The organism is Agromyces sp. S2-1-8 (assembly GCF_021129215.1).
Taxonomy (GTDB): domain Bacteria; phylum Actinomycetota; class Actinomycetes; order Actinomycetales; family Microbacteriaceae; genus Agromyces; species Agromyces chromiiresistens.
This window is the reverse complement of record NZ_JAJOLP010000001.1, coordinates 94,995-109,044: the sequence shown is the minus strand read 5'-3', so window position 1 is coordinate 109,044 and position 14,050 is coordinate 94,995. Positions and strand designations below refer to the sequence as shown.

At 67.5% G+C, this 14,050-nt stretch carries 11 protein-coding genes and 1 tRNA gene; 9 read left to right on the top strand and 3 right to left on the bottom strand.

Features of this window, described 5'->3' with window-relative positions:
• The first annotated feature begins 3 nt into the window (after positions 1-3).
• From LR269_RS00475 to LR269_RS00440, 8 genes are all read left to right on the top strand, one after another.
• A complete protein-coding gene (locus LR269_RS00475) occupies positions 4-900 on the top strand; it encodes a carbohydrate ABC transporter permease (RefSeq protein WP_231428754.1) in 897 nt (298 codons plus the stop codon).
• Positions 897-1,835, top strand: a complete 939-nt coding sequence (locus tag LR269_RS00470) for a carbohydrate ABC transporter permease (RefSeq protein WP_231428753.1) — start codon at positions 897-899, stop codon at positions 1,833-1,835. Before LR269_RS00475 ends, LR269_RS00470 begins: the two co-directional genes overlap by 4 nt.
• Positions 1,816-3,108, top strand: a complete 1,293-nt coding sequence (locus LR269_RS00465) for a Gfo/Idh/MocA family oxidoreductase (protein WP_308191585.1) — start codon at positions 1,816-1,818, stop codon at positions 3,106-3,108. Before LR269_RS00470 ends, LR269_RS00465 begins: the two co-directional genes overlap by 20 nt.
• Before the next feature lie 61 nt (positions 3,109-3,169).
• Positions 3,170-5,179, top strand: coding sequence for a hypothetical protein (locus LR269_RS00460; protein WP_231428751.1), 2,010 nt, complete (start codon positions 3,170-3,172; stop codon positions 5,177-5,179).
• Positions 5,176-5,874 (top strand): ThuA domain-containing protein, encoded by a 699-nt coding sequence (locus tag LR269_RS00455; RefSeq protein ID WP_231428750.1) that lies wholly within the window; start codon positions 5,176-5,178, stop codon positions 5,872-5,874. Before LR269_RS00460 ends, LR269_RS00455 begins: the two co-directional genes overlap by 4 nt.
• Entirely contained in the window at positions 5,853-6,977 is a 1,125-nt protein-coding gene (locus LR269_RS00450; protein WP_374201055.1) for a Gfo/Idh/MocA family protein, read from the top strand. The genes LR269_RS00455 and LR269_RS00450 overlap by 22 nt, the downstream gene beginning before the upstream one ends.
• A gap of 37 nt (positions 6,978-7,014) precedes the next feature.
• Positions 7,015-8,775 (top strand): class I mannose-6-phosphate isomerase, encoded by a 1,761-nt coding sequence (locus LR269_RS00445; RefSeq protein ID WP_231428748.1) that lies wholly within the window; start codon positions 7,015-7,017, stop codon positions 8,773-8,775.
• Positions 8,772-9,668: an ROK family protein gene (locus LR269_RS00440; RefSeq protein ID WP_231428747.1), complete on the top strand. Its 897-nt coding sequence runs from the start codon at positions 8,772-8,774 to the stop codon at positions 9,666-9,668. The genes LR269_RS00445 and LR269_RS00440 overlap by 4 nt, the downstream gene beginning before the upstream one ends.
• 320 nt (positions 9,669-9,988) lie before the next feature.
• On the opposite strand, the gene LR269_RS00435 is transcribed toward LR269_RS00440, so the two are convergent.
• A tRNA-OTHER gene (locus tag LR269_RS00435) sits at positions 9,989-10,060 on the bottom strand.
• Positions 10,061-10,195: 135 nt separating this feature from the next.
• On the opposite strand from LR269_RS00435, the gene LR269_RS00430 reads away from it, so the two are divergent.
• A complete protein-coding gene (locus LR269_RS00430) occupies positions 10,196-10,429 on the top strand; it encodes a hypothetical protein (protein ID WP_231428746.1) in 234 nt (77 codons plus the stop codon).
• An 83-nt stretch (positions 10,430-10,512) separates the two neighbouring features.
• On the opposite strand, the gene LR269_RS00425 is transcribed toward LR269_RS00430, so the two are convergent.
• Complete coding sequence (locus tag LR269_RS00425) at positions 10,513-10,944, bottom strand: DUF1761 domain-containing protein (RefSeq protein WP_231428745.1); 432 nt, start codon at positions 10,942-10,944, stop codon at positions 10,513-10,515.
• Positions 10,945-11,137: 193 nt separating this feature from the next.
• Positions 11,138-14,005: a glycoside hydrolase family 32 protein gene (locus tag LR269_RS00420; protein ID WP_231432185.1), complete on the bottom strand. Its 2,868-nt coding sequence runs from the start codon at positions 14,003-14,005 to the stop codon at positions 11,138-11,140.
• Positions 14,006-14,050 lie beyond the last annotated feature (45 nt).

Genomic DNA, 14,050 nt, shown 5'->3' with positions numbered 1-14,050 from the left:
TCCATGAACACGCAGACCAAGCGCCGGAAGATCCTGCGCAACCCGCTCCATTTCCTCCTGTTCGCGCTGCCCGGCGCCGCCCTCTACGCGGTGTTCGTGCTCTGGCCGCTCCTGGTCGCGTTCGGGTCGAGCCTCACGAACGAAGACGCCTACCGTGTCGACACCTTGTTCGTCGGACTCGAGAACTACATCCACCTCTTCTCCGACCCGGCGTACCTGCAGACCCTGAGGAACACCGTCATCCTCACGATCATCGCCGTGATCGTGCCGAACGCCGTCGGCCTCGGCATCGCGATCCTCCTCGATCGGAGCGGCTGGGCGTTCAACGCAATGCGCGCCGTCTTCTTCGTGCCGGTCATCCTCTCATCGGTCGTCGTCGCAGTCGTCTGGCAATTGCTGCTGAAGGATGACGGCCTGATCAACGCCGCCCTCCGACCGTTCGTGCCGGAGCCGCCGGGCTGGCTCTCCGACCCCGACCTCGCCCTGTACAGCGTGGGCGCCATCGTTGCGTGGCAGTCCGTCGGCGTGTGCGTCGTGCTGTACCTCGCCGGCCTGCAGAGCATTCCCAAGGAACTCCTCGAGGCAGCAGCCATCGACGGCGCCGGACCTGTGCGCCGATTCTGGGCCGTGACGTGGCCCCTGCTCGCCCCCTCCGTCACGATCATGACGGTGCTGTCGATGATCGGCGGCTTCAAGATCTACGACCAGGTGAAGGTCATGACCAACGGCGGGCCGGGCGTCGGCACGACGTCGACCCTCGCGTTCGACGTCGTGCAGACGAGCCTCGATGCGGGGGCCGTGGGGTACGGCGCGGCCAAGGCCGCGGTGATGTTCATCATCATCGCGATGATCTCGTTGTTCTCGATCCGAATGATGCGCAAACGGGAGGTCGACCTGTGATCACCGCAGAAACGACGGTCGACGCAACGTCGATGACCGCCACGGAGGCGATCGTCACCGCCGATGCCCCACGGGGTCAGCGATCCCGGCGCCGCTGGCGCGGCCTCGAAGCAAGCGGCGCCGGACCGGTCCGTACGATCATCGCCCTGGTCGTCACCGCCGTCTTCATCTACCCGATCTACCTTGTGCTGCTGAACGCCTTCAAGACGCAGGAGGACATCTACAAATACCCCGGGCTCCCGGTGCTGCCTCTCACCGTGCAGAACTTCATCGACGTCTTCACTCGCCCCGACGGGCTGTTCTGGACGGGCTTGGTCAACAGCATCCAGATCACCGTCATCGGCACGCTGATCTCCACCGTCCTGGCAGCGATGATGGCGCACTATATGGTGCGCTCCACGAGCTGGTTCGCGAAGGCGCTGTGGATCGCCATCCCGCTCGGGCTCATGATCCCCGCAGCGACCACCCTGATGCCGCTGCTGCGCATGCTGAAGGACTTCGGCATGATCGGCTCGATCTTCGGACTGATCATCGTGTACGTCGCGGGCAACCTGCCGTTCGGCGTGCTGGTGTTCACCGGGTTCATGCGGACCATCCCGAAAGAGATCGAGGAGGCCGCCGCCATCGACGGCGCCGGGCCGATCCGGACGTTCTGGGCGATCGTGTTCCCCCTGCTGCGGCCCGCCGCAGCGAGCGTGATCATCTTCCTGGCGGTCGGGCTCTGGAACGACTTCATCACCCCCTTGATCATCCTCGGGCCGGCCAGCGGCAGCACGGTCACTGTCGGCATGTACCGCCAGATCAGCGAGCACGTGTCGAACTACGGCGCGGTGTTCGCGTTCATGGTGCTCGCGACGATCCCGATCGTGATCCTCTTCGTTTTCTTGCAGAAGTACTTCGTGAAGGGACTGCTCAGTGGTGCAGCAAAGGGATGACACCCGCCTCGGAAAGGAGCGAGTCGTACGCCTCGCTGTCGTGGGAGCCGGTATGCGCGGGTACGCGTATGCGGCGGAGGCAGCCGAGCTTCCGGGTGTTGAAGTCGTCGCCGTCGCAGAGCGGAACCCGACGACGCTGGCCCGTTTCACCGGCCTCTTCACTGACGCGAGGGCCTTCGACGACTGGCGCGACCTTGTCGCCCTGCCCCGTCTGGCCGATGCGGTCATCGTCGCGCTCCCAGACGAGTTTCACCGGGATGCGAGCGTGGCCTTCGCCCAGGCCGGCTACGACATCCTCCTGGAGAAGCCGATCGCGACCAGCCCAGAGGACTGCGACGACATCGAGGAAGCGGCGAGGGTCAACGGCGTCAGCATCACGGTGTGTCACGTACTGCGCTACACCACGTACACGCAGAAGTTGAGGGAGCTCCTCGATTCCGGGGCCATCGGCGAGATCATGCAGATCGAGCATCTCGAGCCGATCGGCCACCTCCACTTCGCGCACTCTTTCGTGCGCGGGAACTGGGCCCGTTCCGCCACCAGCCACAGCCTGCTGCTGGCAAAATCGTGCCACGACATCGACTGGCTCTTGCACATCATGGGGCGGCCTGTGCAGCGGGTGACCTCTTTCGGCTCGCTCGGGTACTTCCGACCCGAGTCGCAGCCCGCCGGTGCAACCGACCGATGCATCACGTGCCCCGTAGCGTCGGCCTGCGCGTTCGACGCCGTGCGGTTCTATCGCAGCGGTCTAAACAATCCGGGTTCCGCAGAGGAGTACAACGCGCTCGTGATGGCCGGCGAAGTGACCCCGGAGGCGATCGACCGAGCCCTGGAGACGGGCCCATGGGGCCGCTGCGCCTACCTCTGCGACAACGACGTGGTCGACCATCAGACGGTTCAGATGGAGTTCTCCGACGGGAGGCTCGCGAGCTTCACCCTCTCCGCGTTCACCGAGGGCGCCAACCGCAAGACGCGCCTGTTCGGCACGGCTGGGCAGATCACCGGCGACGGGCGGATCATCAGCGTCTACGATTTCCGCACCCTGGAGACGACGGTGTACGACACCGACGGGCTCGGATTCGACGCCGCGACGGGGCACGGTGGCGGCGACCGAGGACTCATGTCCGAATTCGTCGCGGCATTGCGGGATGCCTCGCCCGAGCACCTCTCATCCAGCATCTCCGCGAGCATGGCCAGCCATCGTGTGGTGTTCGCGGCAGAGGAAGCCCGCCGCACCGGGACCGTGGTCTCTCTCCCGCGCGAAGCGGCCTGACACGATCCGCGATTCCCTCTCGCGACGCCGTCGCGCCTGCAGCAGCTTGGAAACATCACGCATGACCACTGAACCCGATTTCGAATGGATCTTCGTGGAGTCGGCTGTCGCTGCTCCTCGCTGGGCGAGGCTCGAGCGCGAGCTCATGGCCCGCCTCGAGGAGGCTGCCGCCGAGTTCATCGCCCGCTACACGCGTGAGGATGGCACGCTCATCTGGCGTGACGAATGGCCCGGTATGGACGGATCGGATGATCCGTACGAGGCATTCATGTATCTCGCCCTGTTCTACAGTCTCGGCGGCAGTGAGGAGGTGTACGAGTCGGCCCGCAGGATGTGGGATGCGATCACCTGGCAGTGGACGCAGTACGGACAGATCGAGCGCGAGTTCGACGGCTACTACGACTGGATGCACCACGGCGAGGCGAACCTCTTCCATTATTTCTTCGGTCTGGGCAAGCCCTCGTCGCTGGTCGATCGACAGCGCGCCGAGAACTTCGCACGGATGTACAACGGAGAGGATCCGTTGGCGCCGAACTTCGACCGGGAACTCGGAATCATCCGGGCACCGCAGACCGGCAGTCGCGGGCCGCGCCATGTGGTGACGGAGGAGGACCTCGGTACCCACCGCGGCGTGCTGGTCGATTACCTCCCGCCGTTCGAGGACATGACGACGGCGCCGTTCGACGGCGGCGCAGGCCGAGCCGACTGGCTCGATGACGAGGTCTTCGCCGAGGTCATCGAGCTCATGAACCAGCGCATCACGCGGGGCGATGTGCCGCTCAACCTCAATGCCACGGGACAATTCACCCACGCATTCCTCTACTCGGGCGCCGAGAAGCACCGCCAGTGGGTGGTGAAGTACCTCTCGGCTTGGGCTGCGCGTGCCGAGGCGAACGAGGGCGGCATCATGCCCGACAACGTGGGTCTCTCCGGCCGTGTGGGCGAGTACCTCGACGGCAAGTGGTGGGGCGGCCACTACGGCTGGCGCTGGCCGCACGGCTTCCTCACCATCATCGAGCCGCTCGTGAACGCCGGCACAAACGCCTTCTTGCTCACGGGCGACGATTCGCACTTGGATGCAGCCAGGAAGCAGCTCGACCTCAACTTCGGGCTCGGGAGGCAGGAGGATGGCGTGTGGCTGGTGCCGTCCAAGCACTTCGACAGCGGCTGGGCCGATTACCGCCCGTCGAGCCCGTTCCATGCGATCCACGTCTGGGCTCGCACCCTCTCCGACGCCGACCTCGAACGGGTCGAACGTGTGCCCAGGTCCGCGGACTGGGCCGAGGTCCACGTACCGCGCGCGCCGTTCTCGGCGAAGCACTACAACGTCAACACGCTCGCGTGGTACGAGTACGCGCGGGGACGTAACCCCGGCTATCCGGAGCGGGCCCTGGAGGCGAACGGCGAGCTGCTGGACCAGCAGCTGGCTCGCTTGCGCTCCGACGACGGAGACCCGCGCGCATGGGAGACGATCACCCACCTCAAGGGGTACCCCGACACGGTCTCACTGCAGGTCGATGGCTACGCCATCCACGCCTGGATGGAGTTCAACCCGGTGTACTTCGAGTCCCTCGTGCAGCTCATGTGGGGTGCGCCAATGCACGTCCCCCACGGCGGACTGCAGCACGCAACGGTGCGGTACTTCGACGCGGAGGAGCGGCGCCCCGGCCTCCCGGGCGAGGTCGCCGCTCTCGTACGCGAGATCGCGGCCGACTCGGTGATCGTCGAGCTCGTGAATCTGGGGGTGCGGGAGCGCACCGTCGTCCTGCAGGCGGGCGGGTTCGGCGAGCACCGCTTTACCTCCGTGGAGCAGATGAGGGATGCTGCCGCCGGCGCCGCCCGTGCGGTCGACTCGACCTGGGTCGGCGTGCGTCTGGCCGCGAGGGCGGGCGCGAAGCTCCGACTCGGCATGCGACGCTTCGTCAACGAGCCCAGTTATCAGACCCCGTGGTCGCGCAGGGAGGACTGGGCCCCGCTCATCAAGGGCCGCACGAGTGGTGCAGCGACCGATACGCGGGCCTCGGGCGAGATCGTGGCTTCGGCACCCGAAGAAGCAGGAGATCTCGCATGACGTGTAACGTGCTCGTCGTCCGCGGCGGCTGGGAAGGCCATCATCCCGTCGAGACGACCGACCTGTTCCTTCCGTTCCTGCAAGGGCAAGGGTTCGAGGTCACGATCGAGGACGACCCCGAGGTCTACGCCGATGCCGAGCGCATGGCCGCCGTGGACCTCGTGCTGCAGTCGGTCACGATGTCGCACGCCTCGGGCGAAGCCGTGACCGGGCTCCGCGACGCGGTGGCCGCCGGCGCCGGGTTCGCCGGGTGGCACGGCGGCATCGCCGACTCGTTCCGCGCGAGCTCGGACTACCTCCAACTCGTCGGCGGGCAGTTCGTCGCCCATCCGTCCAAGCATCCCGACGCACGCCGCGACGACGGGCGGGACGGCTTCCTCGAGCACACCATCGACCTCACCGACCTCGGCCGCGCGCACGAGATCATGGTCGGTCTCGACGACTTCGCACTCGACACCGAGCAGTACTGGGTGCTGCACGACGACCTGAACGACGTGCTGGCGACCACGACCCACCCCGTCCAGTCGCACCAGCCGTGGCATCGGCCGCTCACTTGCCCCGCCGTCTGGACGCGCTATTGGGGGAACGGTCGAGTCTTCGTGGCGACCCCGGGGCACGACGTCGAAGCGCTCCAGGACGCGAACGTCAAGACGATCATTGAGAGAGGGATGCTGTGGGCAGCACGAACCGGGTAGGGATCATCGGGCTCGGAACAATCTCGGGGACGTACTTGGACACGCTCTCCGGGCTGGACGATGTGGTCATCACCGCTGTGGCCGATCTTGACGCGGCACGGGCTGAAGCGGTGGCGGCGACGTTGCCCGCCGCCCGCGCGCTCACCGTCGACGAGCTGCTCGCCGCGCCCGACGTTGATGTGGTGCTGAATCTGACTGTCCCGGCGGCGCACGCCGAGATCGCCGAGGCGGCCGTCCGGCACGGCAAGGACGTGTTCGGCGAGAAGCCGCTCACCGCACGTCTCGACGACGGCGTACGGCTCATCGCAGCAGCCGAGGCGGCCGGCGTGCGGGTAGGGTGCGCGCCGGACACCGTCCTCGGCACCGGCATCCAGACCGCTCGGAAGCTCATCGACGACGGCCGAATCGGCCGTCCGCTGGCGGCGACCGCGGTGATGGCGACGCCCGGACACGAGCACTGGCATCCTAACCCCGACTTCTACTACGCCGAGGGCGGCGGTCCGCTGTTAGACATGGGGCCCTATTACGTGACCTCGCTCGTGCACCTGCTGGGACCAGTGCGCAGCGTCATCGGCGCTGGAAGCAGAATGCGTGATGAGCGAGTCATCCTCAGCGGCCCGCGAGCCGGCGAGAGAGTCCCCGTAGAGGTCGACTCGCACGTCTCCGGCGTACTCACACACGAATCCGGTGCACTGTCGACCATCACGATGAGCTTCGACAGCATCGCGACGACCGCGGCCCCGATCGAGGTGCACGGCGAGGCAGGCAGCCTTCGGGTGCCGGACCCGAACGGGTTCGACGGCATCTGCGCCGTGCGGCCGCTCGGCGGAGCGGACTGGCTCGAGTCCGAGCCGCTCGCAGGCATCGCCGGTGCGACCCGCGGCGCCGGGCTGGTCGACATGCTGCGTGCGGGGCGCCGCTCGCATCGAGCTGACGGCAGGCTTGCCCTGCATGTGCTCGAGGTGATGACGGCGCTGCTGGAGTCAGCGGAGACCGGTTGCCGCGTCGACATCGTCACCGCGGCCGACAGGCCGGTGCCGATCGAGCTCTGCGATGGGTTCGACAAGTTGGAAATCGAGGTGTCTCCAATTGCCCGTTCCTGACCGCACGTACGTCTCGTCGTACGACCAGAGCCCTGCCGTGAACCTCCCAGCGGGTGAGCTGATCGCCCGGGGCCGCGAGCCTTGGAAGCGAATCGCCGATGCCGCTCAGTCGCGTGGCGCACTGCCGACGGTCGTGATCGACACCTATCCGGGTGCAGACCTCGACGCGCTCATCGCACAGGCGCAGGAGGGGCTTCCCGACTTCGATGTCATCAATTGCGAGTCCGCAGCGATCGGTGGGGCTGAACTGACGGCGTGGATGCAGGACAACCTCACCGATGACCGCGTGTTCGGCGTCCTCTCGCACGCGACCATCGACGCCTTCTACGATGACGCTGCCATCGCGGCCCTGCGCCGCGCCATTCGCGAGCGCGAGCGCGGCGTGGTGCTCATCGGGTGGGGTGCCGCGATGGTGCAACCCGCCGCCGATGTGCTCGTTCTCGGCGAACTCGCTCGATGGGAGATCCAGCTCCGGTATCGAGCAGGCATGGCGAACTGGCATGCGGCGAACGGCGACGAGGACACCCTCCGGAAGATCAAGCGCGGGTACTTCGTCGAATGGCGAGTCGCTGACCGGCATAAGCGACCACTGCTCGAGACGGCGGACTTCGTGCTCGATCTCAACCGCTCGAACGAGCCGGCACTGATCAGCGGACAGGGCTTGCGTGGTGCCCTGACTTCGGTGACCACCCGCCCATTCCGTGTCGTGCCCTACTTCGATCCGGGAGTGTGGGGCGGACAGTGGATGAAACGTGTCTGCGGCCTCCCCGACGGCACGCCGAACTACGCGTGGTCGTTCGACGGCGTGCCCGAGGAGAACAGCCTGCTGCTGACCGATGGCGCATCCACCTTCGAGATTCCCTCGATCGATCTGGTTTTCCTGCACCCGAAAGAACTGCTCGGCGAACGCACGCACGCACGATTCGGCGCCGAGTTCCCGATCCGATTCGACTTCCTCGACACGATGGAGGGCGGCAACCTCTCGCTGCAGGTGCACCCGCTCACCGACTACATCCGCGACAAGTTCGGCATGTCGTACACGCAGGACGAAAGCTACTATCTTCTGGACGCTTCCGACGACGCCGTCGTCTATCTCGGCTTGAAGACCGGAATCGATCGGGGACGGATGACCCAGGACCTGGTCGCAGCACAAGCCGGTGAAATCTCGTTCCCGGCCGATCGCTACGTGAACGAGTGGCCGGCCCGTAAGCACGATCATTTCGCGATCCCCGCCGGAACCGTGCATTGCTCAGGGAGCAACTCGATGGTGCTCGAGATCTCCGCCACCCCGTACATCTTCACATTCAAGATGTGGGACTGGGATCGAGTCGGGCTGGACGGCGTTCCTCGTCCGATTCACATCGAGCACGCCCTCGAGAACATCCAATGGGACCGCGACACCGAATGGACGAAGCGGAACCTCGTCGGGCAGGTTCAGCAGATCGCGTCCGGCACGGGGTGGGTCGAGGAACGCACCGGATTGCATGAGCTCGAGTTCATCGAGGTGCGTCGACACTGGTTCACGGGCACGACCCCGCACAACACGAACGGAACAGTGAACGTCCTGAATCTCGTCGAAGGGGTCGAAGCGATCGTCGAGTCGCCCGTCGGCGCATTCACGCCGTTCGTCGTGCACTACGCGGAGACGTTTATCGTGCCGGCCAGGGTAGGGGAGTACACGATCCGCCCCTTCGGCCGTGGCGAAGGAAAGCGCCATGGCACCGTCAAGGCATTCGTCCGAGGCACTGAGCGCAACCTCTGCACGCCGGGGCAATCCGAACCGGGGCCGAAGGCATGACGCTGCAGCCCGTCCTCGAGATCGGCGGCACTCATGTCACAGCGGCCGTGGTCGAAGGCGGCGTATGGGAGGTCCGCCGGCAACGCCGCTTTCCACTCGACTCGCACGCGCCTGCCACCGTGATCCTCGACACACTGGCCAACGCTGCACGCTCGGTGTACGAGGGAACCGCGGCGCACTGGGGGGTGGCGATTCCCGGACCCTTCGACAACACGATCGGGGTAGGGAGTTTCACCGGTGTGGGCAAGTTCGAATCGCTCGCGGGTCTGCATCTGGCAACGGAACTCGCATCGAGGATGCCGGAGGTCGCGGACGCGTTCGTCTTTGTGAACGACGCGGACGCGTTCGCGATGGGAGAGTGGATTCTCCTCGACCCAGCTGTCGACCGAGCGGTGTTCCTGACCCTCGGCACCGGCGTAGGATCGAGCTTTCTCGACCAGGGGAAGCCGGCCGCGGGCGCGGCGGGGATCCCGCCCCACGGGCACGTCCACCACTTGGAGTGGAACGGCCTGCCCATCGAGGAGACGGTCTCGCGTCGTGCGCTGATCCGTGGATTCGAGTCGGTGACCGGGATTCGCCTTGACGTACACGAAATCGCCAGTCGCGCGCGGGAAGGCGATCGCCCGTCGAAGGCCGTCTTCGATCGGGCGTTCACCGCACTCGGCGAATGCATCGCCCCCTCCGTGACAACGTTCGATGCCGACGTGATAATTGTGGGTGGGTCGATCGCCAGCTCCTGGGAGCTTGTGCACAACCCGCTCGGTCGAGGACTCGACGCCGGAGGCCTTAACGCGGCCGACCGATTCCTGTGGCGAGCGAGATCGCCGCACGTTTCACCGCTTGTTGGCGCGGCGCGAGCGGCACGACTTCTTCAGGCGGTTCATCCAGAGTGAACTGTGGCTCCCACACGGATCCTCGAAGACTGAGCTGGGATAGGGGGCGTCAGGCGCGCCACGATATAGGACTGGGAGTCGGGAAGCCCGGCCCTTCAACGGATGCGAACTCGTTCGTTGTGCCTTACCGCCCGGCAGGCGGATGCCCCGAATGTTCGACGCTCAGCATAGAGAAGGAGCCCTCGGGCGCTGGAGTGCATCAGCGAGGCACCGGGGCGGGTGGCGCTTGCGCTCCGTCGGGCCGTCCGCGCTCACTCGTGCGGATCGCGGGTGGCAGCGATTGCGTCGTCTATCGCGGCATCCGAAGAAGACCGGGCCGATGGTAGCGAGGGCGGGACTCGAACCCGCCACACCACGGAGGCGGCGGGGTCTTACTCGAGCTTCTCCCCGCGATCCGCGTTCTCTCAAGAAATCCCGGGCTAGCCCAAGAAAATCCGAGATCTCGGAAGTGCCGGGCCTTTCGCATCTCCGCTGCGCCTCACCGCCACGTGCGTCGGCAGCGCGCCGCTCACAGCTAGGCTGACGTGGTGCAACTCGGCCTGGTCTTCGCGCTCGCATGGGCGGTGCTCGCCCTCGTCGCCGGCATCGCGCTCGTCACCCGGCGGAGGTGGCTCGCCGAGACGATCACGGCGGAGCGCCGGTCGCGCCCGGGGCGCGCGGCGGCGCGCGCCCCGAGCCGGGCCCTGTTCGTGGTCATCGGCCTGCTCTTCATCGTGATGGGGCTCTTCATCATCGGCTGGTGGGTCGCGACCTCGCTGTGACCCGAGTGCCGTGAAGGCCCGGCGTACGTCGCAGGGCCCTCGCGCATCCCGGCCCCTATGCAGGGGAGAGAACGTGCCCGGGACTAGACCGTGCCCGCGGGCGGCCAGACGCCGATGATGATCGCCATCACGACGACGGTGACGAGTTCGTGCGCGATGTTCATCGTGGTGAGCGCGGCGGGGCGCCCCTCGAAGGCGTCGTGCGTGATGAAGCGAGCGGCCGTGAAGCCGGCCCAGAGCGCGATCGCCGTCACGACGGCCGACAGCAGGAATCCGCCGCCGTAGAAGTGCCAGGCGATCGCCGTGCTGCCCGCGAGCACCCAGGCCGTGATGAAGCTCACGAGCACGGTGACGACGATCGGCCCGACGGCGCTCGCCCCCGGTCGGTCGATGTCGACGTCGGCGAGCTTCGCCCACTTCATGCCGAAGACCTTCGGGGCGTACCAGATCGAACCGATGACCATGCTCGAGAGGGTGGCGAGCAGGACGGTCCAGTAGTTGATCTCGGGAACCATGAGAACACCCTTCCGTGGGCGAGAGGCGGCGAGGACCGCCTCGCTGTGGCACGGCATGCGGGCTCGCATCCGTTATGCCGCATTCTGCTCCTGCCGGAAGTCGACGGGCGGTATTTCCGCATCTCCGTCGCGGCATCACGCCGACGGACGAGGGCGGGGCGCCCGGTCAGCACGACGGGCGCCCCACCCGGTCTCATCCGGCGACGTGCACCGTGACCTCGCCGCCGGCGGTCACGCCGGCCGAGTTCTCGAGCTCGACCGTGTAGCGGTGCTCGCCCGGCGAGGCATCCTCGATCTCGAACGCGACGACGCGCTCGGCATCGGCGCCGCGGTAGGCCCGGTCGATCACGCGGCCGCTCTCGAGCAGCCGCACGACCGTGGTCGGCCGGCCCTTGCCGGTCTTCACCTTGATCTCGTAGTCGCCGTCGGCGTCGGGTCCCTTGCGCGGGCCGGTGAGCGCCGTCACCTCCGCGCTCGGGGGCGCGGAAGTCGCGCCGTCGGCCCCGGCCTCCTTCCACATCGCGCCGTTGAGCGGCGTCACCGTGAGCGATTCGAGCGCGGCGTCGCCGCCGTCGGCGAAGAGCCCGATGCGGTCGGCGCCGGCGTTCGGGAACACCTGGTCGGTGATGGTCGTGCGCCCGTCGGCCGTGAACACCTCGACCGAGGCGCGGTCGACCCAGACGGTGAGCGCGATGCGCCCGTCGGCGAGCGGCACGGCGACGTCGTCGACCGACGCGAAGGCGGGGTGGAAGCCGGTGACGCCCGAGTCGCGACGGTCGACGAAGAGCCGACCCGACCGAGCGTCGTAGCCGATTCGCGTCGCCGACTCGTCGTCGCCGAGCACGGTCAGCCCAGTGGCATCGGCCGAGCCGGGGTCGATGACCGCGTCGATGCGCACCCGGTCGCCCGAGATCGGCAGGGTCTCGGTTCCCGAGGCGATCGCCCGGCCGCCGGCGGCTGCCGCCGGATCGATGAAGGCGCGATCGGGCTGCTCGAGCTCGGCGAACTCGGGCACCACCTGCTGCGTCAGCCGCGGACCCTTCGGCGTCGTGACGAGCGCGACCTCGCGCGGCAGCGTCATGGCGCTGCGCCACGAGCCCGTCGGGATGTCCTGCGCGTAGTCCCAGTCGTTCATCCAGCCGAGCATCACGCGGCGGCCGTCGGGCGCGTTGTTGAACGACACCGTGGCGTAGTAGTCGCGCCCCCAGTCGAGCCAGTCGTAGCCCTCGATGCGCGGCGTCGCCGCGGCATCGGCGAACATCACCTGGTCGACGAGCACGTGACCCCAGCCCGACCGGTTGTTGTCGACGATCCGAATGGATGCCTCGCGGCCGGCGAACTCCGACACGTCCCAGCTGCGCCAGTCGAGGCCCTCGCTGTTCGTGCCGGTCGCCGAGCGCACGACCTCGCCGTCGACGATCAGGTTGACGGTGGTCTCATCCGAGCGCACGACCGCCGGTTCGGCACCCAGCACGAAGTGGTCGGCGGTCAGGTGGCCCCAGCCGCCGGTGGCGGCGTCGTGCACGCGCAGCCTGGCCTCGCGGCCGGCGTACTCCGAGACATCCCAGCTTCGCCAGTTCAGGGCGCCCGCCTCGGGACCGGTTGCGGACCGCACGACCTCGCCGTCGACGAGGAGCTGCACGTCGAGCGAGCCGTCGGTGCGCTTGCCGCCGCCGACGAGGAAGCTCAGGTGGTCTTCTCCGGGCTCGATCGTGAAGGCCGGCGAGGTGAGGTCGCCGGTGTTGTCGTCGCCCTTCGGGCCGCCCTCCCAAGTGTTGATGCGCTTCTGGCCGAGGGAGTACTCACCGCCCGCGGTCGAGGGGTTGCGTGCCGGATCGGTCGCGAAGTCGCCCGTCACGCTCCAGCCGCTGTCGGCGAGGGTCGTGCCGTCGGGCAGCTCGAAGTCGAAGAGGGTGCGACCCGCCGGCGGCTCGTTGCCGAGCTGTGCGCCCTCGACGTGGGGGTGGTTGCCGCCGCCGACGAGCAGGTTGACGACGTCGTGCTCGACGGTGAAGGTCGGCGAGTCGATGGTGCCGACCGGCCAGTCGCCGTCGTTGAAGCCGTTGACGAGGCCGGCGCCGATGAAGCCCGACACCGGGTTCTGGCCGGGCAGGCTGCCGGCCGCGGGTGCGTCGCCCCACGGGCCGTTCTTCCAGTTGCCCGGCTCGTTCCTCACCGTCCAGCCGTCGTACGTGCCGTCGTCGAAACCCGCGAAGACGGTGCCGTCGGGCAACTGGTCGGCGCTCACGGTGCTCTCCGACGTGAACGTCGTGCCGTCGAAGTCGCCGACGAAGTACTGGCCGCCCGAGCCGCCGTTCGGCGCGCCGGGGTTGAGGTTCACGACGAGCACCCACTTGGTGTTCGCCGGGTCGCCGTCGACCGCGAGCGGGAACAGGTCGGGGCACTCCCAGATGCCGCCGGTCGCGTTCGCCGGGCCGAAGGTGCTGAGCTCCGTCCACGACTTCAGGTCGTCGCTGCGCGAGAGGATGACCTGGTAGCTCGTCGCCTCGACCGCGGCCATCACCCAGTACGACTCGCCGGTCCCGGGGTTCGTGTAGCGGAACACCTTCGGGTCGCGGAAGTTCGCCGAGTCGCGGTCGTAGACCGGGTTGCCCTCGTACTTCGTCCACGTCTGCCCGTGGTCGAGCGAGTAGGCGAGCGACTGCGCCTGCTTGCCCGCGTGCGTCGGGTGGGCGCCGGTGTAGGCGCTCGTGTAGATCGCGACGAGGGCCGGGTCGTCGGCGGTGCCGAAGCCCGTCGTGTTGCCCTCGTCGACGACGACCGACCCCGAGAAGATGTCCTCGATCGCGGTGCCCGACTCGTCGAAGGTCTGGGGGATCGCGAGCGGCTGCTCCTCCCAGTGCACGAGGTCGGTGCTCGTGGCGTGGCCCCAGCTCATGTTGCCCCAGCGGGTGCCGTTCGGGTTGTGCTGGAAGAACAGGTGCCAGGTGCCGTTCTCGTACACCATGCCGTTGGGGTCGTTCATCCAGTTGCGTTCGGGCGAGAAGTGCAGGTACGGCCGGTACTGCTCGCTCGCCGGGTCGGGTGCGTCATCGGCCATCGCCGGTGCCGCTGCGGCGAGCGTGCAGCCCGCCGCGGTCACGGC

Coding starts and splice junctions, on each gene's coding strand:
- LR269_RS00460 (WP_231428751.1), top strand. CDS start 3,170: ATGACCACTGAACCCGATTTCGAATGGATCTTCGTGGAGTCGGCTGTC.
- LR269_RS00420 (WP_231432185.1), bottom strand. CDS start 14,005: ATGGCCGATGACGCACCCGACCCGGCGAGCGAGCAGTACCGGCCGTAC.
- LR269_RS00455 (WP_231428750.1), top strand. CDS start 5,176: ATGACGTGTAACGTGCTCGTCGTCCGCGGCGGCTGGGAAGGCCATCAT.
- LR269_RS00475 (WP_231428754.1), top strand. CDS start 4: ATGAACACGCAGACCAAGCGCCGGAAGATCCTGCGCAACCCGCTCCAT.
- LR269_RS00425 (WP_231428745.1), bottom strand. CDS start 10,944: ATGGTTCCCGAGATCAACTACTGGACCGTCCTGCTCGCCACCCTCTCG.
- LR269_RS00440 (WP_231428747.1), top strand. CDS start 8,772: ATGACGCTGCAGCCCGTCCTCGAGATCGGCGGCACTCATGTCACAGCG.